This is a genomic window from Steroidobacteraceae bacterium (assembly GCA_041395505.1).
GTDB lineage: Bacteria > Pseudomonadota > Gammaproteobacteria > Steroidobacterales > Steroidobacteraceae > JAWLAG01.
In genome coordinates, this window is record JAWLAG010000001.1 from 63,968 (window position 1) to 89,678 (window position 25,711).

24 protein-coding genes are annotated in these 25,711 nt (G+C 64.3%); 17 read left to right on the plus strand and 7 right to left on the minus strand.

The window, feature by feature from the left end:
• Window positions 1-19: 19 nt before the first annotated feature.
• Window positions 20-913: a cytochrome c oxidase subunit 3 gene (locus R3E77_00305; GenBank protein MEZ5497844.1), complete on the plus strand. Its 894-nt coding sequence runs from the start codon at window positions 20-22 to the stop codon at window positions 911-913.
• 84 nt (window positions 914-997) lie between these two features.
• Here R3E77_00305 and R3E77_00310 read toward each other — a convergent pair whose 3' ends face one another.
• A complete protein-coding gene (locus tag R3E77_00310) occupies window positions 998-1,210 on the minus strand; it encodes a twin transmembrane helix small protein (GenBank protein MEZ5497845.1) in 213 nt (70 codons plus the stop codon).
• Between the two features lie 29 nt (window positions 1,211-1,239).
• Between R3E77_00310 and R3E77_00315 the strand changes: the two genes are divergently transcribed.
• The 4 genes from R3E77_00315 to cyoE are packed head-to-tail and all read left to right on the plus strand — an operon-like array spanning window position 1,240 to window position 4,449.
• Complete coding sequence (locus R3E77_00315) at window positions 1,240-1,971, plus strand: SURF1 family protein (protein MEZ5497846.1); 732 nt, start codon at window positions 1,240-1,242, stop codon at window positions 1,969-1,971.
• A complete protein-coding gene (locus tag R3E77_00320) occupies window positions 1,968-2,525 on the plus strand; it encodes a hypothetical protein (protein ID MEZ5497847.1) in 558 nt (185 codons plus the stop codon). Before R3E77_00315 ends, R3E77_00320 begins: the two co-directional genes overlap by 4 nt.
• 2 nt (window positions 2,526-2,527) lie before the next feature.
• Window positions 2,528-3,559 carry a COX15/CtaA family protein gene (locus R3E77_00325; protein ID MEZ5497848.1) on the plus strand — a complete coding sequence of 344 codons (1,032 nt, stop codon included), beginning with the start codon at window positions 2,528-2,530 and terminating at the stop codon, window positions 3,557-3,559.
• A complete protein-coding gene (gene cyoE, locus R3E77_00330) occupies window positions 3,556-4,449 on the plus strand; it encodes a heme o synthase (GenBank protein MEZ5497849.1) in 894 nt (297 codons plus the stop codon). The genes R3E77_00325 and cyoE overlap by 4 nt, the downstream gene beginning before the upstream one ends.
• Before the next feature lie 6 nt (window positions 4,450-4,455).
• Here the strand turns inward: cyoE and R3E77_00335 are convergent, their stop codons facing one another.
• On the minus strand, window positions 4,456-5,103 hold the full coding sequence (locus R3E77_00335; GenBank protein MEZ5497850.1) for an MBL fold metallo-hydrolase: 648 nt from the start codon (window positions 5,101-5,103) through the stop codon (window positions 4,456-4,458).
• Window positions 5,104-5,208: 105 nt separating this feature from the next.
• Between R3E77_00335 and R3E77_00340 the strand changes: the two genes are divergently transcribed.
• Window positions 5,209-6,000 carry a hydroxyacylglutathione hydrolase C-terminal domain-containing protein gene (locus R3E77_00340; protein ID MEZ5497851.1) on the plus strand — a complete coding sequence of 264 codons (792 nt, stop codon included), beginning with the start codon at window positions 5,209-5,211 and terminating at the stop codon, window positions 5,998-6,000.
• Here the strand turns inward: R3E77_00340 and R3E77_00345 are convergent, their stop codons facing one another.
• From R3E77_00345 to R3E77_00355, 3 genes are all read right to left on the minus strand, one after another.
• Window positions 6,001-6,609 (minus strand): glutathione S-transferase family protein, encoded by a 609-nt coding sequence (locus tag R3E77_00345; protein MEZ5497852.1) that lies wholly within the window; start codon window positions 6,607-6,609, stop codon window positions 6,001-6,003.
• A gap of 2 nt (window positions 6,610-6,611) precedes the next feature.
• Window positions 6,612-7,646 carry a VOC family protein gene (locus R3E77_00350; protein ID MEZ5497853.1) on the minus strand — a complete coding sequence of 345 codons (1,035 nt, stop codon included), beginning with the start codon at window positions 7,644-7,646 and terminating at the stop codon, window positions 6,612-6,614.
• A 76-nt stretch (window positions 7,647-7,722) separates the two neighbouring features.
• Entirely contained in the window at window positions 7,723-8,949 is a 1,227-nt protein-coding gene (locus R3E77_00355) for an FAD-dependent oxidoreductase (GenBank protein ID MEZ5497854.1), read from the minus strand.
• 128 nt (window positions 8,950-9,077) lie between these two features.
• Between R3E77_00355 and R3E77_00360 the strand changes: the two genes are divergently transcribed.
• From R3E77_00360 to R3E77_00405, 10 genes are all read left to right on the plus strand, one after another.
• The gene (locus tag R3E77_00360; protein ID MEZ5497855.1) at window positions 9,078-10,136 is read left to right on the plus strand and encodes an AI-2E family transporter; all 1,059 of its coding nucleotides are present in this window, start codon (window positions 9,078-9,080) and stop codon (window positions 10,134-10,136) included.
• Between the two features lie 14 nt (window positions 10,137-10,150).
• Complete coding sequence (gene uvrD, locus R3E77_00365; protein MEZ5497856.1) at window positions 10,151-12,310, plus strand: DNA helicase II; 2,160 nt, start codon at window positions 10,151-10,153, stop codon at window positions 12,308-12,310.
• A 37-nt stretch (window positions 12,311-12,347) separates the two neighbouring features.
• Window positions 12,348-13,718 (plus strand): Trk system potassium transporter TrkA, encoded by a 1,371-nt coding sequence (gene trkA, locus R3E77_00370; GenBank protein ID MEZ5497857.1) that lies wholly within the window; start codon window positions 12,348-12,350, stop codon window positions 13,716-13,718.
• An 18-nt stretch (window positions 13,719-13,736) separates the two neighbouring features.
• On the plus strand, window positions 13,737-15,185 hold the full coding sequence (locus R3E77_00375) for a potassium transporter TrkG (GenBank protein ID MEZ5497858.1): 1,449 nt from the start codon (window positions 13,737-13,739) through the stop codon (window positions 15,183-15,185).
• Between the two features lie 328 nt (window positions 15,186-15,513).
• Window positions 15,514-16,695: a histidine kinase gene (locus R3E77_00380; protein MEZ5497859.1), complete on the plus strand. Its 1,182-nt coding sequence runs from the start codon at window positions 15,514-15,516 to the stop codon at window positions 16,693-16,695.
• Complete coding sequence (locus R3E77_00385; protein MEZ5497860.1) at window positions 16,692-17,474, plus strand: LytTR family DNA-binding domain-containing protein; 783 nt, start codon at window positions 16,692-16,694, stop codon at window positions 17,472-17,474. The genes R3E77_00380 and R3E77_00385 overlap by 4 nt, the downstream gene beginning before the upstream one ends.
• Before the next feature lie 77 nt (window positions 17,475-17,551).
• On the plus strand, window positions 17,552-18,070 hold the full coding sequence (locus R3E77_00390; protein MEZ5497861.1) for a TRAP transporter small permease subunit: 519 nt from the start codon (window positions 17,552-17,554) through the stop codon (window positions 18,068-18,070).
• A 4-nt stretch (window positions 18,071-18,074) separates the two neighbouring features.
• Window positions 18,075-19,457: a TRAP transporter large permease subunit gene (locus tag R3E77_00395; protein ID MEZ5497862.1), complete on the plus strand. Its 1,383-nt coding sequence runs from the start codon at window positions 18,075-18,077 to the stop codon at window positions 19,455-19,457.
• 136 nt (window positions 19,458-19,593) lie between these two features.
• Complete coding sequence (locus R3E77_00400; protein MEZ5497863.1) at window positions 19,594-20,070, plus strand: hypothetical protein; 477 nt, start codon at window positions 19,594-19,596, stop codon at window positions 20,068-20,070.
• A 131-nt stretch (window positions 20,071-20,201) separates the two neighbouring features.
• Window positions 20,202-20,516, plus strand: a complete 315-nt coding sequence (locus R3E77_00405; protein ID MEZ5497864.1) for a hypothetical protein — start codon at window positions 20,202-20,204, stop codon at window positions 20,514-20,516.
• A 54-nt stretch (window positions 20,517-20,570) separates the two neighbouring features.
• Here R3E77_00405 and R3E77_00410 read toward each other — a convergent pair whose 3' ends face one another.
• Both R3E77_00410 and mnmG read right to left on the minus strand, forming a co-directional pair.
• Window positions 20,571-22,184: a peptide ABC transporter substrate-binding protein gene (locus tag R3E77_00410; protein MEZ5497865.1), complete on the minus strand. Its 1,614-nt coding sequence runs from the start codon at window positions 22,182-22,184 to the stop codon at window positions 20,571-20,573.
• Complete coding sequence (gene mnmG / locus R3E77_00415) at window positions 22,184-24,076, minus strand: tRNA uridine-5-carboxymethylaminomethyl(34) synthesis enzyme MnmG (protein ID MEZ5497866.1); 1,893 nt, start codon at window positions 24,074-24,076, stop codon at window positions 22,184-22,186. Before mnmG ends, R3E77_00410 begins: the two co-directional genes overlap by 1 nt.
• A gap of 115 nt (window positions 24,077-24,191) precedes the next feature.
• Here mnmG and R3E77_00420 point away from each other — a divergent pair, with 115 nt between their 5' ends.
• Window positions 24,192-25,706, plus strand: a complete 1,515-nt coding sequence (locus R3E77_00420; protein MEZ5497867.1) for an alpha/beta hydrolase — start codon at window positions 24,192-24,194, stop codon at window positions 25,704-25,706.
• Window positions 25,707-25,711 lie beyond the last annotated feature (5 nt).

The following is a 25,711-nucleotide window of genomic DNA, read 5'->3' on the forward strand; positions in this document are numbered from 1 at the left end:
TTCGTAAAGGGAAATCTACATGGCTGACGCTCACGCACACGACCCCAACAAGTACTACATACCGCACTCGAGTCCCTGGCCGATCTTTGGCTCGGTCACCCTGTTCGTGTTGATGCTGGGCGTAGTCGGATTCCTCAACGAATGGGCGGGTGGTTCGCCGTGGCTGATGCTGCCCGGACTCGCCTTGCTTGCGATGATGTTCTTCGGCTGGTTCTCCACGGTGATCGACGAGAACGAGCGGCACATCTACAACATGAGCGTCGACCGCTCGTTCCGCATGGGCATGATGTGGTTCATCTTCTCCGAGGTCATGTTCTTCGCGGCCTTCTTCGGCGCGCTTTTCTATGCGCGGCAGCTGTCAGTGCCTTGGCTGGGCGGCGAGGGCACGAAGGTTCTGACGAATCCCTTCCTCTGGCCAGGTTTCGAGAACGCCTGGCCGACCAATGGCCCGGCGACGGTCGGCGGTAAGGCGGATGGCTCCTTCGAGGTCATTCCCGCGTTCGGCCTGCCAGCGCTCAACACCCTGATCCTGCTCACCAGCGGTGTAACCGTGACCATTGCGCACCATGCCTTGCGTGCCGGCCACCGCGGCGTACTCAAGATCTTCCTCGCGCTGACCTTTCTGTTGGGTTTCCTGTTCGTCGGACTGCAGGCAAGCGAGTACGGTCATGCCTATCACGAACTCGGTTTGAAACTCTCGACCGGCATCTACGGCTCGACGTTTTTCATGCTGACCGGTTTTCACGGCGCGCATGTCACGATCGGCGCCATCATGCTGCTGGTGATCTGGCTGCGCACCATGAAGGGCCATTTCACGCCGCAGCGCCACTTCGCCTTCGAGGCGGTCGCCTGGTATTGGCACTTCGTCGATGTCGTGTGGTTGGGGTTGTTCGTATTCGTTTACTGGGTCTGACCTCGACCCGGCCGTAGCCCCCGGCGCGCGGCTGCTTGCAACGCAATCCCCGCTCGGACCGGGGCATCTGCGACGCTTGCGGCGCTAGCCGCCAAGTCCATGCGGCTTGATGTACCCCATTGCCCACGCAACCAATAACAGGATAAAAAGCCCCACCGACAGGCTGATGCGCAGCGTGAGTGCGCGCAGCATCTTGCGTGAGTCACCCTTGCCACTTGCCAGGTGGTAGAGCGCGCTGCCGAGGCTCGCCACGATGCCGATCAGCACGGCAATGACAAATAGCTTGATGAGGTCCATGGACCTCTAGTATAGGGGCAGGTAGCGTCGTGCGTATCGATTTGGGCAAGCGGATTTTCTCGCCGTCACTCGCCATGACGGTGCTGACCATTGCCGCTGTTGCGCTGTTCATCGCGCTCGGTCGCTGGCAGTGGCATCGCGGCGAATATCACCGCGCGCTCCGGGATCAGTTCGCGCAGCAAGACAGGCCTGCGGTCGAGATCGGCACGCGCAGCCTCGCGAGCCTGCCGCGTTTCTCGCGTGTGTTGCTCCGCGGGCGGTATGTACCACGCCAATTCGTCCTCGATAACATGAGCCACAACGGCCAGCCAGGCTATGAAGTACTGACGGTCTTTGCGCTGGCCGACGGTCGCGAGGTACTCGTGAATCGCGGCTGGTTGCAGGCGAGCGGCTATCGGGACCGACTGCCCGGGATCGACCTGCCGTTGCAACTGACCACCGCAGCGATCATCACCGGCCGGCTCACCGATCTGCCGGTTGCCGCGCTCGAGTCGGGGCGCGCACCGCCCACGCTCGATGCGCGCTGGCCCAAGCTCACCAGCTTTCCGCGTTGGCTCGAACTCGAGGCCGCGGCGGGCCATGCTCTCGAGCGCCAGCAGGTGCTGCTCGATGCCAGCCAGCCGGGTGGATTTCTGCGAGAATTCCGTCCCCCGGGTATCGACCCCGAGCGCAATTTCTCCTACGCCATCCAGTGGTGGGCGTTTGCACTGCTTGCGATCGTGCTCTACCTGGTCCTCAATCTGCGAAAGGTGACGCGATGACGCAACCCGCCCGGCGCAATTCGCTAGGCACCCTGCTGGCGTTGTTCGGATTGTTCTTCCTGCCTTTGCTGGCAGCGTTCTATCTGTATTACGTCGGCGGCTGGCGACCCGCCGCCGCCACCAATCATGGCGAACTGCTGCGCCCGGCCATTGCGTTGCCTGCCGTCAACGGACTGCTGCGCGAGCGCTGGACGCTGGTCTATGTCGGCGACGGCCGCTGTGATGACGACTGTGAGCGAGCGCTCTGGGTCATGCGCCAGACCCGGCTCTCCCTCAACAATGACATGGCGCGAGTTGCGCGCCTGTTCCTGGCCACCTCGAATTGTTGCCGCGAGCAATTCCTGCAGCGCGAGCACGCGGGTCTTGATGTCGTCGCGGCCGACTCGGGCGATGCGGCAGGGATTGCAGCGCGCTTCCCCGTTGAAGCGCGTGGCAAAAGCATTTTTCTGGTCGATCCACGCGGCAACCTCATGATGCAGACCAACGCCGGCGACGATCCCAAAGGGTTGCTCGAGGACCTGAAGAAATTGCTCAAGCTCTCGCACATCGGCTGACCATGAGTAACGATATGTGGATTCGGCGTTTCACGGTGCTGGCAGCGATGCTGTGCCTCGTCGTCGTGGTGCTCGGTGCCTATGTGCGCCTCAGCAACGCGGGCCTCGGTTGCCCGGACTGGCCGGGCTGCTACGGTCACGTCACGCCGGCCGCGGCGTTGCGCAATGCCGAGCAGGTCGCGCGCGATTATCCGGGGCTCAACATCGAAACGGGCAAGGCCTGGCGCGAGATGATCCACCGTTACGCCGCCAGCACGCTCGGCCTGCTCATCGTCATCATCACTGCACTTGCCTGGCAGGATAGGCGACGGCGCTCGATGGCGTTTCATTTCACGTTGCTCGGCACGGTCGTCGCGCAGGGCGTGCTCGGGATGCTGACCGTCACCTGGTTGCTCAAGCCCCTGATCGTCACGCTGCATCTGCTGGGAGGCCTCTCGACGCTCGGTCTTTTGTTGTGGCTCATGCTCGGCGAACTGGGCGGCGGATCGGTCACGCTGCCGCCTTCAGGTTCCGATCGCATGGCGTTGCGCATGCTCCGGCGCGCGGCAGCCGTCGCGCTCGCGGTGCTCGCGCTGCAGATCGCGCTCGGTGGCTGGACCAGCAGCAATTACGCGGCGATGGCTTGCCCCGATGTGCCTCGCTGCCAGAACGCCTGGTGGCCCCCGATGGATCTGGGCGACGCGTTCGTGCTCTGGCGTGGACTCGACATCAACTACGAGGGCGGCGTGCTCGATCATCCAGCGCGGGTCGCCATTCATTTCATGCATCGTCTCGGCGCGATCCTGGCGACACTGGTTCTCACCGCCACCGCACTGCTCGCCTGGCGGCAACGCCGTCATTCGGCGCGCCTGACGCGCGCGGCCGTCCTGGTCGGCGTGCTGCTCGCAACGCAATTGACCATCGGCATCAGCATGGTTCGCAAGGCCTTTCCACTCGATATTGCGACGCTCCATAACGCCGGTGCCGCGCTACTGCTCGTGGCCACGATCTATCTGCTGCATGCGGCCCGCTACCCGCAGGGCCGCAACCCGTGAGCGAGTGGCGCCAATACCTCGAACTGACAAAGCCACGTGTCGTACTGCTGATCGTGTTCACCGCCATCGTCGGCACACTGCTGTCGGTGCCTGGTGCGCCACCACTTGGCGCATTGTTTTTTGGCAACCTCGGCGTCGGCCTTGCAGCCGCCTGCGCAGCAACCATCAATCATGTGCTCGATCACCGCATCGACGAAAAGATGGCGCGCACTCGGCACCGCCCCCTGCCAACGGGTCGCATCACCCACGGCAAGGCACTCGGCTTCGCCGCCGTGCTCGGCGTGAGCGCAATGCTCATCCTGTGGTGGCTGGTCAATCCGCTGACCGCCGTGCTCACTTTCGCATCGTTGATCGGCTATGCCGTCATCTATACCGTCTGGTTGAAGCGGGCGACCTCGCAGAACATCGTCATCGGCGGAGCGGCGGGTGCCGCGCCCCCTGTGCTCGGGTGGGCGGCCGTGACGAACTCAATCGACCCGAATGCGCTGCTACTGTTTCTGATCATCTTCATCTGGACGCCACCGCATTTCTGGGCGCTGGCGATCGCGCGACGTGACGACTACGCTGCGGCGGGAATTCCGATGCTGCCAGTCACCCACGGCGTCGCCTACACGCGACTGCAGGTGCTGCTGTATACCATCCTTCTGGTGCTGATCACGCTGATGCCGTTCCTGACACGCATGAGCGGTCTGATCTACCTGGCCGCGGTATTGGTGCTGAATGGCATCTTCCTGTACTACTCGCTGGCGCTGAAGTTGACCGAACGCGCAGAACTGCCCATGCGTGTGTTCAAATTCTCGGTCACCTACCTCATGTGGCTGTTCGCGGCGTTACTCGTGGATCATTACCTGCCGACGACGCAGATGCAGGTGATGACGCTCTCGCCGTGATGGCCCTCAGTGGCGAAACATCCGATCGGCAACGAAAGGATTGTGCTGCCGCTCCTCGCCAAAGGTCGACATCGGACCATGCCCCGGCAGGAATCGCACATCGTCCCCCAGAGGAAAGAGCTTGTCGCGTATCGAGCGAATGAGCGTGTCGTGATCGCCGCGGGGAAAATCGCTTCGTCCAATTGACCCGGCGAAAAGCACATCGCCAACGATGGCGAAACGCGACGGCATGTGAAAGAAGACGACATGGCCAGGCGTATGACCGGGGCAGTGCAATACCTCGAGCGTCTCATCGCCCACGGTTACCCGATCGCCATCCTCGAGCCAGCGATCGGGCTCGAAAGTCGATGCGGACGGAAAACCGAATTGCCGGGCATGCTCCGGCATGGCATCGATCCAGAACTTGTCCTCGCGCTGCGGACCCTCGATGGTGAGACTGCGCAGCCGCGCGAGTTCCGCGGTTGCCGCCGCATGGTCGAGGTGGGCGTGGGTCAGCAGGATCTTGCGCAGTTTCAGCGCGTTGTCGTCAACCACTTTCAGCACGCGTTCGAGATCTCCGCCCGGGTCGACGACGGCCGCCTCGAGCGTCACGGGGCAGGCAATGATGGAGCAGTTCTGTTCGAACGGCGTGACTGGCACCACGAAGACTTGCATCGCGCCATTATGCCTCGTCGAGCCGCGAATTGCGGGCAGCGGGCAGGCACATGCTAGGCTGGCATGGCGCCGCCCGCGCCTTGCCGTCTAGCTGGAGAGAAAGCCATGATCGTCGAGCGGATCTGGACCAACAACAATTATCGCAATTACAACTATCTGATCGCCTGTCCCGAAAGCGGCGAGGCGCTCGCCGTCGATCCATTGGCCCATCAGCTGTGCCTGTCACGGGCGAGGGAGCGCGGTTTTACCATCACCCAGATCCTCAATACCCACGAACATGGCGATCACACCGGCGGCAATCGCGCCTTGAAGGCCGTCACCGGCGCGAGGGTGCTGGCCCATGCCGGCGCCGCGGAACGCATAGGCGGTGTCGATCAGGGGCTTGCGCAGGGCGATGTGATTCGCATCGGACGAAGCGTCGAACTCGAGTGTCTCGACACGCCGGGCCATACAATGGCGCACATCTGCGTGCTCGCGCACAGCGAGACGCCGGCGCTATTTTGCGGCGATACGCTTTTCAATGCCGGCGCGGGCAACTGCCACAATGGCGGTCATCCCGTCGAGCTTTACCAGACCTTCGCCAGGCAGCTGAATCGCCTGCCCGAGCAGACGCTGATCTACCCCGGTCACGATTACCTCGCGCGCAACCTCGAGTTCACGCTCGATCGCGAACCGGGCAACCAGGCCGCGGCGGCGCGTGTCGATACAGCGCGCCGGCACGACCCCGCCACTGCGGAGATAACGACGCTCGCCGTCGAGCGGCAGATCAATACGTTCTTTCGCCTGGGTGAGCCGCAGATCATTGCGCGTTTGCGCGAGCAATTCCCCGACCTTGGCGCATCACCCGAGGCGCAGACGGTGTTCCTCAAATTGCGCGAACTGCGCAACCGCTGGTGATCACTCCGGCCGCGCCGTAATCGGCCGATGTCGTGGCTGCGCGGCAACCCGTGCGAGCCAGTTGCGGACGGCTGGATAGGGTGCGAGGTCGAGATTGCCTTCGCCGGCAACATGCGTATAGGCATAGAGTGCGATATCGGCAATGCTGTAGCGTCCGGCGACGAAAAACGGCTGATCGCTCAGGTGATGCTCCATCACCGCAAGTGCCTCGTGGCCCTTCGGCAGGCGCCACTCGAGTTCGGCGCGGCGCGCATGATCCGCAGGCAGGTGCCGCAGGATATAGCGCGGTGTCGCGACAAAGGGCTCGTGGCTGTATTGCTCGAAGAACAGCCACTGCAGGGTAAGTGCACGCTCATAACGGTCCGTTGACAGATAGTCGGAACCATCGGCCAGATAGAACAGTATGGCGTTCGATTCGGCGATGATGCGGCCATCGTCGAGTTCCAGCGCCGGAATACGGCCGTTCAGATTCTTGCGCAGGAATTCGGGGGTTCGCGTCTCACCCGCGACGATGTCGAGTTCCGTCCAGGCGAAGGGCTGTTGTAGCTGCCACAACAGGAGGCGCACCTTGTAGCCATTGCCCGAATCGAGGTAATCGTAGACTCGCAAGGTCACAGTTCCACGATGTCGATGCGCATGCCCGCGGGCGTCGTCACGCTCGCCATGCGGCCCTTGCCGAGTATCGATTCGATTGGTCCATGATCGACGATGCCCCAGTTGCGGCCGCGTTCGAGATAGCCCCCGAGGTTGGCAACGACATAGGTCACGGAAAGCAGGCCGCGTGCCGGCGGGCGGGCGCGCGGATAGAGGTTATCGCCAGGCGCGCCCTGGTAGTTGACGAGCTCCATGCGCCCGTAGGCGCTCTTTGCGTTGCCGACGATGCGCACATCGAGCGCCGCGCCGGAGGGCAGCCCGATGGTCTTCTCGACCTCGGGACCTTCGAAGCGATGGTGCGAGAGCTGTTCCATCCCGAACAGGCCCCGGTAAAAGGCGACCTCTCGTTCGTTGTCCGGCGTGATGGCGACGATCTGCGGCGTCACGCCATAGCCCTGTCGGCTGGTCAGCTGCGGCACGTCCGGTTGCTCGAGGAACACCAGGTTGATGCCTTCCGGACCAGGGGCGTGCACTTCGTAGACCAGTACGCCATCCGATTCGAGCGTACCGATGGCCGAGCGGAATTTCATGCCGGCATCGAGCAGCTCCTGGTGGCGCGCCTTGATGTCGCGCGCCGCGATGTCGATATTCTTCAACACCAGGTCCGTCGAACGCGCCCCTTCACGTATCGCGGCCCCCGGTCGTGCGAATTGCACGAGATGCAACCCGCCGTCGAGACTTCCCGGCGTGTTGAGCAGCGCCTGGTCCTTGATATCGTCCGCGGCAATGTTCCAGAGTTTGGCAAGTCCGGCGTCCGCACCGTGCCGTCGCGTGACGACCTCCATGCCAAAGCGCTGTTGCCACAGCTCGAGTGCCTGATCGAGGTCTGCGACACTCAACACGACGTAAGCGAATGAATAGGCGGAATGTCCGGTCATGGCGGGGCTCGGCTCCGGGGTCTTTGCAATGGCGGGTGCGTCACCATGCGCGGCACAGCCCGCCGCCAGCCACCCGGCGAGAAGACAGGCCGTCAGACGAATCATGGAACGCATCGAATGAGTATCCGTCAAAGCCCGGCATCGCGCAAAGCGGAACACGGGCGGATCGACCGAATCAGGCGTGACAATTTCAGGCGGGCAACAGCGACTTCAGCTCAAACGACTCATCGGCAAGCTGGGCCACTTCCGCCCTGGCGTGGGCGGCGAGCAAGCGCTTGCCTACGGCGAAGTCGCCCGTCCTGTTGACCGTATCGATTGCGATGATCTCGCCGTCGTGCAGATAGAAGGCACTGAAGGACCTGCCATTGATGTCACCGCGGATGGCCAGTTGCTCGTAGCCCTGCGAAATACCCACCATCTGCAATTTCAGGTCGTACTGGTCCGACCAGAACCACGGTGGACCGGATCTCGGCGCCGGCTTCTCGCAGATCGCGGCCGCGCAGATCCGCGCCTGTTCGACCGCGCTCGCCACGGATTCCATGCGCAGGCGCCGGCCAAGAAAGCTGTTTTCGTGATTCGCGCAGTCACCGATGGCGAAGATGTTCTCATCGCTGCTGCGGGTGAGCGCATCGACCACGATGCCGTTGTCGACCAGGAGTCCCGCCGCGGTTGCGAGTTCGACATTCGGAACGAGGCCGATACCGACGACGACGATGTCGGCGGGCACAATTGCGCCACCGCCGAGCCGCACGCCAGTAACGCGTGGATCACCGTCGAATGCCTCGACGCCCGTGTGGGTCAACAGCTTGACCCCTTGCTCGCTGTGGACCCGCTCGTAGAACGCAGAAACCTCCGGCGCCGTGACCCGCGCCAGGACGCGGGGCAGCGACTCGATGACCGTGACACCGAGTCCCTTCTTGATACCGATCGCAGCCACTTCGAGGCCGATGTAGCCACCGCCGACCACCACCAATCGCTTGCCCGGCAGGAATTCCTTCTTGAGCCTTTCGATATCGGTGATGGTGCGCACATAGTGCACGTTGGGATGGTCCGCGCCAGGCAACAGCAGCCGGCGCGCGTGACCGCCGGTTGCCAGTACCAGCCGGTCGTAGGACAGTACTTCGCCGTCGAACAATGTGACGCTACGCGCCGCGCGATCGATCGCCTCGACGCCGAGACCCAGGCGAAGCTCGATATTCTGGCGTGCATAACTGTCGGCCGAGCGCAGGTAGAGGCTTTCGGCACTCACCTCACCGGCAAGGAAAGCCTTCGACAGGGGCGGCCTTCGATAAGGAGGATGTGACTCGTCGCCGATCAGCACGATCGGACGCGAGTAGCCCTGCTGGCGCAGGGAAAATGCCAGGCTGCCGGCCGACTCGCCGGCGCCGACGATGATCACTCCAGTCTCACTCGTCATGAACGACATCGTACTATGCCGGTCATCGCGCCGAGAACGGGATTTGCCGCAATAGGAGCGTTGCAATTGCCCGCGGATGCGGGCGAGTATCGTCTGCAGTAACGCGCCGCAGGCAGAGAGGATCGATCATGCCGACCAGTTTCTATCAACGCAGCTTTGCACTCATCGCCATCGCAATCCTCGCCCTGTTGACCTGGCGCATCCTCGAGCCATTCTTCGGTGCACTGGCCTGGGGAGGTTTTCTCGCCTTCGTGCTGCAACCCCTGCAGCGCTGGCTGGCAAGGCGGCTGCGCGGGCGCGAGGGTCTTGCCGCGGGGATCCTCGTCGTGCTGACTCCCATCGTGCTGCTCGGACCGCTGTCCGTGCTCGGCGTCGCCTTTGCGCGCCAGGCGAGCCACCTCGTGCGCACGTTGCAGCATAGCGATTTTGGCGAACTGCGCGCGCGACTGGCTGGTGTGGAGAATTGGCCCGTGATTCGCCAGGCGCAGGACTGGTTCGGCGGCAACATGGTGATGAGCATCGAGCAACTGCGTCAGTGGTTGATCGACAATGGCCAGGGCATGCTGAAAAGTGCGGCGGCTGCCGGCGGCAATGTGGTGTTGGGCGCGGTCGGCACGGTCGTGGGCTTCTTCCTGATGTTGTTCCTGTTGTTCTTCCTTCTGCGCGACGGCCGGCAGATGCTCGAACGCCTCGTGCATCTGGTGCCGCTGCCGGGCGCGAGGCGCACCGAGCTGACTCAGCTCATCGCCAACACCACACGGGGAGTCATCTATGGCACGGGACTCACTGCCATCGTGCAGGGTCTGCTGGTCGGTATCGGGTTCGCGATCCTCAGCCTGCCATCGCCCGTGGTGTTCGGTGTGCTGGCGGCGATCGCCTCGCTGTTGCCGGCCGGCGGTACAGCGCTCGTCTGGGGCCCCGCGCTCGTGTGGTTGCTCGCGGTGGGGCGATATGGTGCCGCGGTTTTTCTACTTGCCTGGGGCATCGCTGTGTCGCTGTCCGACAATTTCCTGCGCCCGCTGCTCATTTCAAGTCATGCACCCGTGTCAACCCTGGCGGTGTTCGTGGGCGTGGTCGGTGGTATCGCCGCATTCGGCCCGATCGGACTCATCGTCGGCCCCGTATTTTTGACCTTGATCGGCGCATTGCTGCGCTTCGCCGAGGAGTCGCTGCCGCGATCCGGCTGATAAACTAGCGGTCAATGGATGTATCGGAAATTCTAGGGCCGCTCAACGACGCCCAGCGGCAGGCTGTTGCCGCCCCGCCGGGCCCCGTGCTGGTACTGGCCGGCGCGGGCAGCGGCAAGACCAGGGTTCTCACCCATCGTGTGGCCTGGCTGGTAGCCACGCAGGCGGCGACGCCGCACAGCGTCCTCGCGGTGACCTTCACCAACAAGGCGGCGGGCGAGATGCGCGCGCGCATCGAGTCGCTCCTCGGTGTGCCCGGCGGCGCGTTGTGGCTTGGCACATTCCACGGCATCGCACACCGGCTGTTGCGCCTGCATTGGCGCGAAGCGGGGCTCGTGCAGTCCTTCCAGATCCTCGACTCCGAAGACCAGTTGCGCCTGGTGCGCAAAGTCGTACGCGCCCGTGAGCTCGATGAAGCGCGTTTCGTGCCGAAGGAAGTGCAATGGTTCATCAACCACAACAAGGACGAGGGCCTGCGTGCAAAGGCGCTGCGCGACAACAATGATCCTACGCGCCACGAATTGATCCGCCTGTATCTCGACTACGAGGAGGCCTGTGCGCGCAACGGCGTCGTCGACTTCGCGGAACTCTTGCTGCGTGCTTTCGAGCTATGGCGCGACAATCCTTCGTTGCTCGCGCATTATCGCCAGCGCTTTCGCCATATCCTGGTGGATGAGTTCCAGGACACCAATGCCATCCAGTACGCCTGGACGCGTCTGCTCGCGGCCGATGGCAACGCGCCCTTCGTGGTGGGCGATGACGATCAATCCATCTACCGTTGGCGCGGCGCGCGGGTAGAGAACCTGCAGCGCTTCCAGCGCGACTTTCCGACCGCGCAACTGTTTCGCCTCGAACAGAACTATCGCTCCACGGGCACGATACTCTCAGCCGCGAACGCGATCATTGCCAACAACAGCGGGCGGCTCGGCAAGAACCTCTGGACCGAGGGCGAACGTGGCGCGCCGATCCGCCTCTATGCGGCGTTCAACGAACGCGACGAAGCCGACTACATCATCCAGCGCATCAAGACCTGGCTGGCCAATGGCGGTGCGCGCAGCGACGCTGCGCTCCTGTACCGTTCGAACGCCCAGTCCCGTGTTCTCGAGGAGGCGCTGCTCGGTGCGCGCCTGCCGTACCGGGTCTATGGCGGTTTGCGTTTCTTCGAACGCGCCGAAATCAAGGACACGCTCGCCTATCTGCGGCTCATGACCAATCGCGACGACGACACCTCCTTCGAGCGCGTGGTCAATCTGCCGGCCCGCGGCATCGGCGCACGCAGTCTCGAGGTGCTGCGCGACCATGCGCGTGGCGCGGGCTCATCGCTGTGGCGGGCCGCGGGCGCGTGCATCGGCGAGAAGCTCGGCGCTCGCGCGAGCGCGAGTCTCGGTGCTTTCATGCAACTAATCGAAGATCTCGCGCGCGATCTCGGCGGACTGACGCTCGCCGAACAGGTTGACCTCGTGCAGAAGGGCAGTGGTCTCATCGAGCACTACCGCAAGGACAAGGCGGATCGCGGCGAAGCGCGCGTCGAGAACCTGGAGGAGCTGGTGAGCGCCGCACGCGGTTTCGAGGCGAACGAATCCGGCGACCTGCCGCCACTGCAGGCCTTTCTTGCCTACGCGGTACTCGAATCGGGAGAGGGCCAGGCGGAAGCGGGCGAAGATTGCGTGCAGCTGATGACGCTGCACAGTGCCAAGGGGCTCGAGTTCCCGCTGGTATTCATGTGCGGCATGGAAGAAGGCCTGTTCCCGCACCAGCGCAGTATCAGCGACCTGGAGGGCCTTGAGGAAGAGCGCCGGCTTTGCTATGTCGGCGCAACCCGCGCGATGCGCGAGCTCAACATGACCTACGCCGAACAAAGACGCCTGCATGGCATCGACAGCTATGGCCAGGCGTCGCGTTTCCTGCGCGAGATTCCCGACGAGCTGCTGGAGGAAATCCGGCCACGCATCCAGCTGTCACGGCCAGCCATTGCGGTGGCGAATCACAAGCGGTTTCGCGACGATGACAGCACCGGCATGCGCCTCGGCGCGCGGGTGCGCCATGGCAAGTTTGGCGAGGGCGTGGTGCTCAATGTCGAAGGTCAGGGTCCGCATGCGCGCATCCAGATCAACTTCGAGCAGCAGGGCACCAAGTGGCTGATGCTCTCCTACGCCAACCTCGAAACCGTTTGATGCGCGTCTGGCGCGCTTGGCCTAGAATCGCCGCTTCATGAAAATCGTCATTCTCGGTGCCGGACAGGTTGGCCGCACGGCCGCCTATCACCTCTCGCGCGAATCCGGCAACGAGGTCACGGTGGTAGACACCAAAGAGAGCGTGCTGCGCGAGCTGCAGGGCCGGCTCGACATTCGCACCGTGGCCGGCAATGCCGCTTACCCGAGCGTCCTCGCCGCGGCTGGTGCGGCCGATGCCGACATCATCGTCGCGCTGACGAGCTCCGATGAAGTGAACATGATGGCCTGCGAGGTTGCCTACACGCTGTATCGAACGCCGACCAAGATCGCGCGCATTCGTGCGGCCGAGTATACCGATCGGCCGGAGTTGTTCAGCGCCGAGGCGCTCTCGGTCGATGTGTTCATCAGCCCCGAGCAACTGGTCACCGAGCATATCGCCCGCCTGATCCGCAACCCGGGCGCCCTGCAGGTGCTCGATTTCGCCGACGGCCGGGTGCGACTCGTGGGTGTGCGGGCGCGCAAGGGCGGACTGCTGGTCGGGCAGCAGATCCGCGCGCTGCGCGAACACATACCCAATACGGATGCGCGCATCGTGGCCATCTACCGCGCCGGGCGCAGCGTGCAGCCGACGGGCGAGACAACCTTGCAGGAGGACGACGAGGTCTTTTTCCTCGCGGCACGCCAGGACCTGCGCCGGGTGATGAACGAGTTGCGGCGCGAGGAAAAGCCCGCCAGGCGCGTGGTCATCGCCGGCGGCGGCAACATCGGCTATCGCGTTGCCGCGGCTCTCGATGACAGCTACCAGGTCAAGCTCATCGAGCGCGACCGCGACCGGGCACGGGCCATCGCCGAGCGCCTCGACAATACCATCGTGCTCGCGGGCGATGCGGCGGATGAAGACCTGCTGATCGAGGAGAACATCGATTCGGCCGACGTCTTCGCGGCGCTCACCAGTTCTGAGGAAGCCAACATTCTCTCGGCGATGCTGGCCAAGCGGCTGGGTGCAGCCAAGGTGATGGCCATCATCAACAAGCCGTCGTATGCCGAGCTGATGGAAAGCCGCAGCATCGACATCGCAATCTCGCCGCAGACGGTGACCATCGGGTCGCTCCTCGCCCATGTCCGCCGCGGCGATGTCGTGCGCGTGCACTCGCTGCGCCGTGGCGCGGCCGAGGCGCTCGAGGCAATCGTGCATGGTGACCGGTCACGATCGCGCGTTGTCGGGCGGCGCATCGAGGAGATACGGCTCCCCGAAGGCGCCGCCATCGGTGCGATCGCGCGCGGCGAGGAGGTCGTCATGGCCCACCACGACACCGTGGTGCAGGCCGACGATCACGTCATCGTCTTCCTCGCCGACCGGCGCCATATCAGCCAGGTCGAGCGCCTGTTCGTCGGCGACAGCCTGTAGCCGGCCGGAGCCGCACTCGTGCTGGCAATCTTTCATACGCTCGGGCTCACGATGGCGCTGTTCAGCGTCAGCTTCATCGCGCCGGTACTTGCTGCCATCGTCTATCGCGACGGCATGCTCGGCACGTTCGTGGCCGCGGGTCTCGCCACCGCGGCTTTCGGCCTCGCAGTTGCCGCGCTGACACGGCCGTTTCGCCGCGAATTGAAAGCACGCGATGGTTTCGCGCTGGTCGTGCTCACCTGGCTCGGCATGTGCGTCTCCGCCGCATTCGCGCTTTTTTTCGCGTTGCCGCGCCTGGATTTTGCGGGCGCGTTCTTCGAGGCGACCTCCGGGATAACCACGACCGGCGCGACCGTGCTGGTCGGGCTCGACAATCTCGCGCCCTCGATTCATATCTGGAGGCACACGCTGCACCTGCTCGGTGGGCTCGGCATCATCGTGCTGGCGGTGGCCATCCTGCCGCTGCTCGGTGTCGGTGGCATGCAGCTTTACAAGGCCGAAACACCAGGACCGATGAAGGATGAAAAACTCACTCCGCGCATCACCGAGACAGCGAAGCGCCTGTGGGTCACCTACGCCTCGCTGACTGTCATCGCCATCCTGTCGTTGCATCTGGCCGGGATGTCCTGGCTCGATGCGATCTGCAACGCATTCTCGGCGATGTCCACCGGCGGATTTTCCACCCACGATGCCAGCATCGGCTATTACAAATCGCCGCTGATCGAAGCGCTGTTGATCGTGTTCATGATCGCCGCCTGCCTGAATTTCGCGCGGCATTTCCTGGTCGCGCGGCGCATTTCCCTGCAGCCGCATTGGCAGGATCCGGAAACCCGTGCCGTTCTGGTCCTGCTGGCAAGTTCGATCCTGCTGATCACGGTCCTGCTCATCGGCTCGGACACCTACCCGCACCCGCTGGTTGCGCTGCGCCACGCGGCCTTCAGCGTGGTGTCGATCGCGACCACCACGGGTTTCGTCACCGAGGACTACGAGCGCTGGCCGATTTTTGCGCCGGTGTTCATGTTGTTCCTCGGCTGTATCACCGCCGGCACCGGTTCGACGGGCGGCGGCATCAAGATGTTTCGCACCCTGGTGCTGTGGCGCCAGTCGATGCGCGAGCTCAAACTCCTGGTGCACCCGTCCGCCGTCCTGCCCGTGCGCATCGGCGGCCAGGTGATCCAGGAGCGTGTCGCTGCCTCGGTGCTCGCTTTCATCTTTTTGTATTTTGCGACTATTGCAGCTTTCACTTTCGCGCTGCTCCTGACAGGCCTCAGCCTGCCGACCGCGTTCTCGGCCTCGGTCGCCTGCGTCAACAGTATCGGACCGGGGCTCGAAGTCGTCGGGCCCAGCGGCAATTTCGCGCACTTTGACACCGTGCAGCTGCTGCTGTGTTCCTCGGCCATGCTGCTCGGCCGCCTCGAGATCTTCACCGTGTTGTTGTTGTTTACACCAACCTTCTGGCGTCGCTGACGGGTCGTACCCGGACCAGTTCATCCCCGAATCGGACCATTCTGTCCCGTGCAACTGGGCTTGGTCCCGGCCGAGTGGTATAGATGGCTCCTGTGTCTCACATTTGGTCCCCGGGATAGCCGACTTTTTTCAGCCAGCGACGAAACCAAATGCCCCTCCCATGCATCTACTCTTGCAAGGTCGCCGCGTCGACCACGAATAATGGGAGCCGGGCCGCTGGATTCCTCCTGCAAACGGTTGGCCGACTGGGGACTTTTCGCCAATCTTTTGAGCCGGTCCGGCTCCTGTTTTCTCTACGCACCGGACCTGGGCGGGAGGGCCTTCGCGCATGAACGCCAGTGTCCTGTTCTCGGCTGGTCTGCCGCTGATCGGTCGCTCGATCAGTCTCAAGGATCGCAACTACCTGTGGCGACTGGTGCTCGTCGTCACCATCCCCTACTGGATCTACATGACGCTCTCGCGCGTCATCGGCTTTCAGCTGATGACCGCGGGCTATCCGGGCATCATCATCGCGCCGGCCCAGGTACGCGTCCTGCAACATCTGTTGTTGCTGCCGCTGCTGTTGGTGTTCTATCGAATTGCGCTCGCTATCGGTTGGCCGGGCGAAGCGCGCTGGCTCGCCCTCACACGCCATGCCGCCATGGCGCTGTTCTTCGCGGTAGTCGCACGACCGCTGCTGTTGTTGCTGGTCGCGCTCGATCGCGACGACTGGAGCCTGCTCGGGAATCTCTTCGTTACGCCGTGGGGGAGCCTGCTGTCGCTCGATATCTGGTTGCAGACGACTTCGGATTTCCTGATGTCCTACCTGCTCGGCCTCGGTGTGCTCCTGTTCGTCCACAACTATCGTGAGCTGAAGTACCAGGAGCTCAACAGCGCCCGCCTGCAGGCGGAGAACAACCAGGCGCGGCTCACGGCGCTGCGTATGCAGCTCAATCCCCATTTTCTCTTCAACACGCTGAATGCCGCCGTTGCGATGATTCCTGCGAGCCCGCAGACGGCCGAGCAGATGCTGGTGCGCCTGGGTGACCTCTTGCGCCGGAGCCTGCGCGATGGAGACATGGACCTGGTGCCGCTGTCGCGCGAAATCGCCTTCGTGTGCGACTACCTCGAGATCCAGCAGTTGCGGTTCCGTGACCGCCTGCGCTACAGCATCCGCGTCGGCGAGGGACTCGAACGTGCGATGGTGCCGAGCCTCATACTGCAGCCGCTCGCCGAGAATGCCGTGATGCACGGCATCTCCGCGGAGGATGACACCATACAGATTACGGTGGAGGCCCGCGGACGTGGTCGCGATCTCCAGCTCGAAGTGCGCAATACGCATTCGGGTCGCGACAGTCACGCCACCGGCTCGTCGGGTATTGGGCTGGGCAATACCCGCGCGAGGCTTGCGGCGCTCTACGGTGAACATTGCTCGGTAGAGCTGGTTCGCGAGAGCGAGCAGGTGATGAGCGCGCGCATCCGCATTCCGCTGGAAGTGCAGTATTCGGCCCTGGAGCGAAAGTCGGCATGAACATCAGAGCACTGATCGTCGACGATGAGCCCTATGCGCGCGAGCGCCTGCGCGAGCTTTGCCGAAATGAGTCGGATGTCGAAGTCGTGGGGGAGGCGGCCCAGGGGGGCGAGGCGATCGAGAAGATCGAGGAGCTGCGCCCCGACCTGCTGCTGCTCGATGTGCAGATGCGCGGCATCAACGGCTTTGGCGTGCTGAAGCAACTGAAGACACCGCATCCCTGGGTGATCTTCGTGACCGCCTACGAGCAGCACGCCGTAGATGCCTTCAGCGTCGATGCCGTGGATTACCTGTTGAAGCCCTTCGACCGCGAGCGCTTCCGCCTGGCCATCGACAAGGTGCGCAACCGCCTCGCCGATCCGCCGGGCAACCGGCTGGCCGATCAGATCACCACTGCCGTGCGCGACACCGTCATTTCGGTCACCGGCCGCGGCAGCAGCGGCGCCGGCCGGCGCATTGTCGCCGAACGCGACGGGCGGCTGTATTTCCTGGCCCAGGGCGACATCGATCTCATCGAGGCCGATCGCAACTATGTGCGCGTACATTGCGGCAGCGAGGTGTTTCGCATTCGCTGGACCATGCAGGATGCAGAAGCCACGCTCGATGGCAGCCAGTTCCTGAGAGTGCATCGTTCGGCCATCGTCAATGTAAACAAGATCAAGGTCATGGAGCGCTGGTTCCATGGCGAGTACGTGATTTCGCTCGCGAGTGGCCAGCGCCTGACTTCAGGGCGTGCCTATCGCCAGCGCATCCAGGGGTATCTGCGCAACGGTCGCTGACCAGTCGCCAGCCATCGAACCTCGCCCGACCGCGGCGCCCTTGTCGCGCATCGCCTGAGACCGCACACTAGCGCCGCATGACGCAGCGCGACCTTTCATCGCCTGGCATTCGCTGGATCGACCAGACCTGTGCGGCCGTCGGTCGCTTCGCCGCCTGGCTGATGCTCTTCCTGGCGCTCACCACCGCACTGGTCGTCATCATGCGTTACGGATTCTCCTCCGGGCGCATCTGGTTGCAGGAGGCCGGCAACTGGATGCACGCGGCGGGTTTCCTGCTCGCCTCGGCTTATGCGCTCGCGAGCGGCGATCATGTGCGCGTCGATGTGTTCTACAGTCGTTTCAACAGGCGCCAGCGCGCCTGGGTCGATCTGATCGGCACGCTGGTTCTGCTCCTGCCGTTGTGCCTTTTCATCCTGTGGTCGAGTCTCGACTACGTGGCCGATTCCTGGCGCGTGCGCGAGGCCTCGCGTGAGGCTGGCGGGCTGCCGGCGCTGTACCTGCTGAAATCGCTCATCCCGATCAGCGCGGGACTACTCATCCTGCAGGGCCTGTCGCTCGCCTGGCAGCAGCTGCGCGCCTTGCGCGAGCGCGACTGACAAATTGGAATTCGCTGCACTCGCATTGTTCGTGGGTATCGTGCTGGCGCTGCTGGCAGGCTATCCCGTTGCGTTCACGCTGGGCGGCGTGTCGCTGTTGTTCGCGTTGCTCGGCAGCGCCTTCGGCTGGTTCGACCTGAATTATCTGCAGGCTTTCCCGAGCCGCATCTTCGGCACCATGAGCAACGAGACCCTGATCGCCGTGCCGTTGTTCATCTTCATGGGCCTGACGCTCGAGCGTGCGAACATCGCCGAGGAGCTGCTTGGTGCATTGGCCCAGTTGTTCGGCCGCGTCCGCGGCGGTCTCGCCTATGCTGTCCTGGTCGTCGGCACCCTGCTCGCCGCGAGCACCGGCATCGTCGGCGCAACGGTCGTCACCATGGGTCTGTTGTGCCTGCCGGCGATGCTGCGCCGTCGCTACGATGCACGCCTGTCGAGCGGCATAATCGCGGCGTCCGGCACGCTCGGGCAGATCATTCCGCCGTCGATCGTGCTGGTGTTGCTCGGCGATGTGCTGTCGTCCGCATTCGCGCAATCGCAACTGAAGCGCGGCATTTATTCACCCGAGACGGTCTCGGTTGGCGACTTGTTCGCCGGCGCTTTGCTGCCTGGCCTGCTGCTGGTCGGCTTGTACCTCCTCTACCTCTTCTTCATATCGCGAGTGCGGCCCGCCTGGATGCCGCTTGGCGAAACACCGCGGGCAAGCGAGTCGGGCGTCGGGCTTGCGACCCGTCTCGGTGCGGCCCTGTTCGCCCCGCTGCTGCTGATACTCGCCGTGCTCGGCTCGATCATCGCCGGTATCGCCACTCCCTCCGAGGCCGCTGCGGTCGGTGCGGTGGGCGCGCTGCTGCTTGCGGGCCTGCGCCGCGCGCTCACGCTCGCGCGCCTCGCCGACATCATGCGCGGCACGGTACGCATGAGCAGCATGGTGTTCATGATCCTGATCGGTGCGTCGTTGTTCTCACTCGTCTTTCGCGGCCTCGGCGGCGATGAAGTCGTGCACGAGGCACTGGCCAGCCTGCCCGGCGGAGCACTCGGTGCCATGCTGATCGTAATGCTGGCACTTTTCCTGCTCGGATTCGTGCTCGACTTCATCGAGATCACCTATGTCGTCGTACCCATCGTCGGGCCACCGTTGATGGCGCTCGGGCTCGACCCGATCTGGCTCGGCGTGATGATCGCGATGAACCTGCAGACGTCCTTCCTGACACCACCCTTCGGTTTTGCGCTCTTCTACCTGCGCGGCGTCGCACCGCCGGAAGTCGAAACCCGCACCATCTACGCGGGTGCCATCCCCTTCATCATTCTGCAACTGCTGGCATTGCTGGCGGTTGCCTGCTGGCCCCAGCTGGCCCTCTGGTTGCCGCAGACCTTCTACGGCAACTGAGTGGCGGCGGCGGGGTGCGTGCACCTGCCCGTAGCCGTCACTTTCTGCCAACGATTTGCCAATGGCTGTTGCCGCTTCGCGTCAGAGGTCCAAGGCGTGAAGTGCGTCAATGCCGCGCTCCTTCCGGCGGCGCAGGATGGCCCGATTCACGTGGGCCGCCATGACCGAAACGCTGCGCCAAATTGATGTCGAAGCCGATCACTTCGAAGTGGTGAGCGATGACGTCGTGCTCGCTGCCGACCTGGCCAACACCTTCGCGGTTTGTCTTTATGACGCGGTCGAGGAACCCGGCGCCCTGCTGCACTTGCGCTTCATCGCCCGTGGCGATGTCCGCGCGGATGTCACCGATCGCACGCTGGCGTCGGACCTGCTGCTGCTCGATCGCTGCATGGAAACCCTGCGCGCCGCGGCGCCGCGCGCGCAGCACTGGCAGGGCAAGATCGTGAGCCATACCGATGGCTCGGAGCACATGCGTCAGGCCGCGGATGTCGTGCTCGAGATGGTCGACGCCTTTCTCACCGATGCGCTCGTCAAGATCATCAGCTGCGATGTCGCGCCGGATGATCGCCGCCATATTGAATTCCGCCCGATGATGGGACAATTGCGTACATAATGCACCTTATTGTATCATTAGCGAATCTATAGCAGCTTGCAGGCGGGCGGACGTCAACCGGCCCCCGACCCCGGCGTTTTGAACTCCAACGGGCAAGTCCCGCATCGATCGTCAATCCCGAGGAGTTCGACATGTACAAGAAGGTTCTGATTTCCGTCGCCGCCGCGCTGGCCCTGTCCGGCCCGGTCTTTGCCGGTACACCGGCGCTCGATCAGCGCGAAGCCAACCAGGCGCAGCGCATCCGCCAGGGCGTGCGCTCCGGCGAACTGACCCGCGCAGAGACTGCGCGCGTGATCAAGGGTCAGCGCCAGCTGCGTCGCATGGAGCGGCGCGCCAAGTCCGATGGCGTGGTCACGGCGAGCGAGCGAGCGCGCCTGCAGCACAAGGCGAACAAGGAAAGCCGCCGCATTTATCGCAAGAAGCACAACGACCGTTCACGGGGCTGATCGTCTCGTTGCGGAACCGCTCGGGCCGGGCGTCGCGAGGCGTCCGGCCCGTCGTTATTGCAGGGACAGGTCCTTGCTGTAGCAGACGTCCATCACGTTGTCATACCAGCCCCTGACCTCGGGTCGCACCAGGTGCTTGTTGACGTAGAAATACACCGGGATCAACGGATGATCTGCGAGCAGCATGCGCTCGGCCTGCTCGAGAAGCGCGCGACGCCCGGCCGGCTCATTCGCCGCCCGCGCGAGCAGCGCATCGTAGGCGGGATTGCCGTAGCGCGTGAGGTTCACACCGAAGCTGCTGTTGAAATACTGCAGGAATGACCAGGCATCGTTGTAATCGCCGATCCAGGCCAGCCGGAACATGTCCGCGGCGCGTATGTCGACCTCGTTCATGAGCGCCTTGAATTCCATGCCACGCAGGCTCACCTCGGCGCCGAGCGCTTCCTTCCACATCGACGCGGCCGCCACTGCAAGGCGCGCGTGCATGTCGCCGTTGTTGTAGAGGAGCGTAAAACGCAGTGGTCGCGATGGACCGAAGCCGGCCTCACGCAGGAGCCGCCGCGCCTCCGCGAGTCGCCGGCTCGCCGGCCAGTCGCGATAATCGAAACTCTGGCTGTCATAGTCATGCACGCCGGGCGGCACCCAGCCATAGGCCGGCAGCTCGCCGGCGCGTGTGACCGACTCGGTGATGCGCTCGCGATCGAGCGTCATCGACAAGGCGCGGCGTATGCCCGGACGATCGCGAAAGGGTTCGCGATCGAGACTGAAGGCGAGGAAGTAGGTACCGAGCTGGGCATGCTGATGCAGATCATTTGCGTAGTCGCGGCGCACTTCGTCGATGCGATTGCGCGGCAGGCTGCCGGTGATGTGCAGGGCGCCGGCGCGATAGCGATTGAACTCCGCGTTGTCGTCCGTGCCGATGATGTAGCGCACGGCGTCGAGCTGCGTCGCCGCGGCGTTCCAGTAGTTGGCGTTGCGCTCGAGAAGGATATAGGAACCCTGCACCCACTCGCGCAGTACGAAGGCGCCGTTACCGACCGCGACGCCAGGCTTGAATGCGACGTCGCCGTTTTTCGCAAGGGTCGCGCGATGCACGGGGCAGGTCGAGGGGTGTGACAACAGGGCCGTGAGGTAAGCAGCTGGCGTTTCGAGATCGATCTCGACATGTCGTTCATCGAGTGCGCGTACGCCGAGCGCCTGCACCGACTCGCGCCCGGCGACGATGGGCAGCGCATTGCGCACGACCGCAATCACTTCGGCATAGGCCGAGGCGACGGCCGGGTCCACCAGGCGCTGCAGCCCGGCGACGAAATCCGCGGCGAGTACGGCATCGCCGTTAGACCATCGCAGCCGCGGGCGCAGCTCGAAGACATAGGTCTTGCCGTCGTCACTGACCTGCCAGCGCGCCGCGGCGCCAGGCACCGGCGCGCCGCTGGCATCGAGTGTCAATAGTGGTTCGCAGATATCGCGCAGCACGGTGTGGGCCTCGAAGGTGCGCGCGCGCTGGGTATCGAGCGAATCGGGTTCGTTGCCGATACCGCGCAACAGGATCTTCGACGCCCCCGCGCCGCCCGCCGGTGCCGCCTCGGCGCCCGGCTGCGCGGATTGCCCGCCGCCGCTGCAGGCGCTTTGCAGCAGGAGGGCGACGATGGCCAGGCCGCGGCGCATCAGGCGGCGCGGCTCGATTTCTTGAGGTGGATGAGCAGCACCGAAATGGCCGCCGGTGTGACGCCCGCGAGACGCGCAGCCTGTCCCAGGGTCATCGGCCGCGCCTGCTCGAGTTTCTGGCGCGCTTCGTTCGACAGCCCGGCAACGCGTTGATAGTCGAGGTCCGCGGGAAGGCCGCGCATTTCATGCTCACGCTGGCGCGCGATCTCGAGCTGCTGGCGTTCGATGTAACCGTGGTATTTGGCGCGCACCTGCAGCTGCAGCAGGAGTTGCTCGCGCAGCCGCGGATCCGCGGGCAACTCGAAACCATCGGTCAGATCGAGCAGCCGCCCGACTTCGACACCGGGCCGTCGCAACAGCTGCCAGGCGTTGTGCACGCGATCTGCAGACTGTGCACCGCTCGGCTCCAGCCAGTCGGCGGGCAGGCGCGAGCTCGACAACCGGCTGCCGGCCAGGTGCCTGACGCCCGCCTCGATCGCCTCGCGCTTGGCTTCGAAAAAACGCCAACGCGTATCGTCCACCAGGCCGAGTTCGCGACCGCGCGGCGTCAGGCGCAGATCCGCATTGTCCTCGCGCAATAGCAGCCGGTGTTCGGCGCGCGAGGTGAACATGCGATAGGGTTCCCGCACGCCCTGTCCGATGAGATCGTCGATCAGCACGCCGATGTAGCTTTCCTGTCGAGTCGGCCACCAGGCTGCGCGCTCCATTGACGCGAGCGCTGCGTTCACTCCCGCGATCAGCCCCTGCGCCGCCGCTTCCTCATAGCCTGTCGTACCGTTGATCTGGCCGGCGAAATAAAGGCCCGGGATCGCGCGCGTCTCGAGCGTCGGCGCGAGGCCGCGAGGATCGAAGTAGTCGTATTCGATGGCATAGCCCGGTTGCGTCATGACGGCCCGCTCGAGCCCGCGGATGCTGCGCACGAACGCGAGCTGCACATCGGCCGGCAGGCTCGTGGAAATGCCGTTGGGATAGACCTCCTCGCTGTCGAGGCCTTCGGGTTCGAGAAACACCTGGTGTGCGCTGCGATCGGCGAAGCGCTGTACCTTGTCCTCGACCGATGGGCAGTAGCGCGGCCCCACGCCTTCGATACGCCCGGTGAACATCGGCGAGCGATCCGACGCCGCGCGGATGATGTCGTGGGTGCGTTCGTTGGTGTGCGTGATATGGCAGGGCCGCTGCGGCGGATGCTCCTCGCGCATGCCGAGAAAGGAAAACACCGGCCGCGGGTCGTCGGAATGCTGCACGGCGAGCTGACTGAAATCGATGCTCGACGCCGCGAGGCGTGGTGGTGTGCCGGTCTTCAGGCGACCGACTTCGATGGGCAATTCCCGCAATCGCGCGGCCAGACGCAGTGACGGCGGATCGCCCGCGCGACCGCCCGCGTGCTGTTCGAGGCCGACGTGGATCCGTCCCCCGAGGAAGGTCCCCACCGTGAGCACGACGCGCGGTGCACGGTGACGAGCTCCACTTGCCGTGACGACGCCGCGCACACGACCGGATTCGATCATGAGGTCCGCGACCTCATCGGCGGTGAGCGTCAGGTTGGGTTGCGTTTCGCAGTGACTGCGCACCGCTTGCCTGTACAGCTTGCGATCAGCCTGTGCACGGGTTGCGCGCACCGCAGGTCCCTTGGCGGCATTCAAGGTACGAAACTGGATCCCGGCCTGATCGGTGGCCCGCGCCATCAAACCGCCGAGTGCGTCGATCTCGCGCACCAGATGGCCCTTGCCGATGCCGCCAATGGCGGGGTTGCAGCTCATCTGTCCGAGCGCATCGAGACGCTGCGTGATCAGCAGGCATCTCGCGCCGAGGCGCGCCGCCGCGAGCGCGGCCTCGGTGCCGGCATGACCGCCACCCACGACGATGACATCGAATGAGCGCGTGGAGTTCATAGGGCCGCGTATTCTAGAGCCTATCGGATCATCGCGCATAAGCCCCGGGAAGACGCGGGATCGGTTCGCCAAATCACGGTTTCAGCGGACAAATCCGCTATTCTTGCGCTCACCCATGCCGGCCCCTACGCCCGCCCTGTCCCGTTTTACCCGCCTGACCGGCGCACTCATCGCGACGGCGCTTGCCCTGCCTGGCATCTGCGCTGACGCGTCGGCACCGGCGGCGATCGCAGCGCCCATCGCCCTCGCGCCCTGCACGCTCAGCGATCCGCTCGGCCTCGGCAGCATCGCGGCGCAGTGTGGCTGGCTCATCGTGCCAGAGAACCGGGAACAGCGAGGCCGCAGTCTGCGTCTGTACATGGCCCGCGTTCCGGCCATCAGCCATCGCAGTCGTGCGGATCCATTGTTCGTGCTTGCCGGTGGCCCGGGCATGGCCGCCACCGAGTTCTATGCCGCGGTTGCGCCAGCGTTCGAGCGCATCCGCCGCGATCGCGACATCGTGTTGCTGGACCAGCGCGGTACCGGCCAATCGAACCGGCTCGATTGCGCCATCGACGACAACGAACTGCTCTCGACCGCCATCGCCGACGTCGTGCGCATCACAACGCAATGTCGCGATCAACTCGCCGCTCGCGCCGATCTGGCGGCCTACACGACCGCCGAGAGCGCGCGCGATCTCGAAGCCCTGCGCGCCGCTCTCGGTTATGAGCGGATCAATCTGTACGGCGCATCCTACGGGACCCGGCTTGCGCAGCACTACGCGCGTCTCTACCCGCAGCGCGTACGCGCGCTGATACTCGACGGTGTCGCGGCGCCGCAGGTCGCGCTCGGTCCGCAGATCGCACTCGATGCCGAAGCGGCTCTTGAATCCGTACTCGATCGTTGCGCCGCTGCCCGGGACTGCCGGCAGGCCTTCGGTGATGTGCACCGCGATTACCGGCAGGTGCGCGCAAAACTCGAAGTTGCGCCCGTCGAGGTGATCCTGCAGCAACCGCTCGCCGATGCACCCGGGACAATCGCCTTCGGACCCGAGCATCTCGCCATCGTCCTGCGGCTCGCTACCTACGCGGCCACGCGCGCCGCGACCTTGCCCTATGAATTGCATCGCGCAGCGGCGGCGGGCGATTATCGACCATTGGCGGCGCGCTTTGTCTTGACCAGTCAGTCACTGGAGCGCGCCATCGCGGTCGGCCTCAACAACAGCGTCGTCTGCAGCGAAGACCTGCCCTATGTCGATCCGGCCCATGTGGATCGTGCAGCGCTGCAGAAAAGCTTCATGGGGGCGCGAGCGCTCGATGCCATGCAGGCTGTCTGCGAGCACTGGCCGCGTGGCCAGGTGGACGACGGTTTTCGCGAGCCACTGGCAGCGGACACGCCAGCGCTGCTGCTCTCCGGTGCGGCCGACCCGGTGACACCTCCGCGCTATGCCGAGCTCGCCATGGAGAAACTGCCGGCGGCCCGGCATATCGTGCTGCCCGGTCAGGGGCATGGCCAGTTGACCCGCCCCTGCATGGACAAACTGATGGCGGAATTCCTTGACAGCGGCGATGCCTCAGCGCTCGATACCTCCTGTCTCGAGCGCGTCGTCGTGCCGCCGTTCTGGCTGAGCCGCGCGGGCCCGGCGCCCTGACGGAA

What these genes read in the sequence shown, in the direction of transcription:
- mnmG (MEZ5497866.1), bottom strand. Translation starts at nt 24,076, where the DNA reads ATGAACTCCACGCGCTCATTCGATGTCATCGTCGTGGGTGGCGGTCAT.
- R3E77_00310 (MEZ5497845.1), bottom strand. Translation starts at nt 1,210, where the DNA reads ATGGACCTCATCAAGCTATTTGTCATTGCCGTGCTGATCGGCATCGTG.
- R3E77_00420 (MEZ5497867.1), top strand. Translation starts at nt 24,192, where the DNA reads ATGCCGGCCCCTACGCCCGCCCTGTCCCGTTTTACCCGCCTGACCGGC.
- R3E77_00390 (MEZ5497861.1), top strand. Translation starts at nt 17,552, where the DNA reads ATGACGCAGCGCGACCTTTCATCGCCTGGCATTCGCTGGATCGACCAG.
- R3E77_00335 (MEZ5497850.1), bottom strand. Translation starts at nt 5,103, where the DNA reads ATGCAAGTCTTCGTGGTGCCAGTCACGCCGTTCGAACAGAACTGCTCC.
- R3E77_00340 (MEZ5497851.1), top strand. Translation starts at nt 5,209, where the DNA reads ATGATCGTCGAGCGGATCTGGACCAACAACAATTATCGCAATTACAAC.
- R3E77_00350 (MEZ5497853.1), bottom strand. Translation starts at nt 7,646, where the DNA reads ATGCGTTCCATGATTCGTCTGACGGCCTGTCTTCTCGCCGGGTGGCTG.
- trkA (MEZ5497857.1), top strand. Translation starts at nt 12,348, where the DNA reads ATGAAAATCGTCATTCTCGGTGCCGGACAGGTTGGCCGCACGGCCGCC.
- R3E77_00305 (MEZ5497844.1), top strand. Translation starts at nt 20, where the DNA reads ATGGCTGACGCTCACGCACACGACCCCAACAAGTACTACATACCGCAC.
- R3E77_00410 (MEZ5497865.1), bottom strand. Translation starts at nt 22,184, where the DNA reads ATGCGCCGCGGCCTGGCCATCGTCGCCCTCCTGCTGCAAAGCGCCTGC.
- R3E77_00380 (MEZ5497859.1), top strand. Translation starts at nt 15,514, where the DNA reads ATGAACGCCAGTGTCCTGTTCTCGGCTGGTCTGCCGCTGATCGGTCGC.
- R3E77_00325 (MEZ5497848.1), top strand. Translation starts at nt 2,528, where the DNA reads ATGAGTAACGATATGTGGATTCGGCGTTTCACGGTGCTGGCAGCGATG.
- R3E77_00320 (MEZ5497847.1), top strand. Translation starts at nt 1,968, where the DNA reads ATGACGCAACCCGCCCGGCGCAATTCGCTAGGCACCCTGCTGGCGTTG.
- R3E77_00360 (MEZ5497855.1), top strand. Translation starts at nt 9,078, where the DNA reads ATGCCGACCAGTTTCTATCAACGCAGCTTTGCACTCATCGCCATCGCA.
- uvrD (MEZ5497856.1), top strand. Translation starts at nt 10,151, where the DNA reads ATGGATGTATCGGAAATTCTAGGGCCGCTCAACGACGCCCAGCGGCAG.
- R3E77_00355 (MEZ5497854.1), bottom strand. Translation starts at nt 8,949, where the DNA reads ATGACGAGTGAGACTGGAGTGATCATCGTCGGCGCCGGCGAGTCGGCC.
- R3E77_00385 (MEZ5497860.1), top strand. Translation starts at nt 16,692, where the DNA reads ATGAACATCAGAGCACTGATCGTCGACGATGAGCCCTATGCGCGCGAG.
- R3E77_00400 (MEZ5497863.1), top strand. Translation starts at nt 19,594, where the DNA reads ATGGCCCGATTCACGTGGGCCGCCATGACCGAAACGCTGCGCCAAATT.
- R3E77_00405 (MEZ5497864.1), top strand. Translation starts at nt 20,202, where the DNA reads ATGTACAAGAAGGTTCTGATTTCCGTCGCCGCCGCGCTGGCCCTGTCC.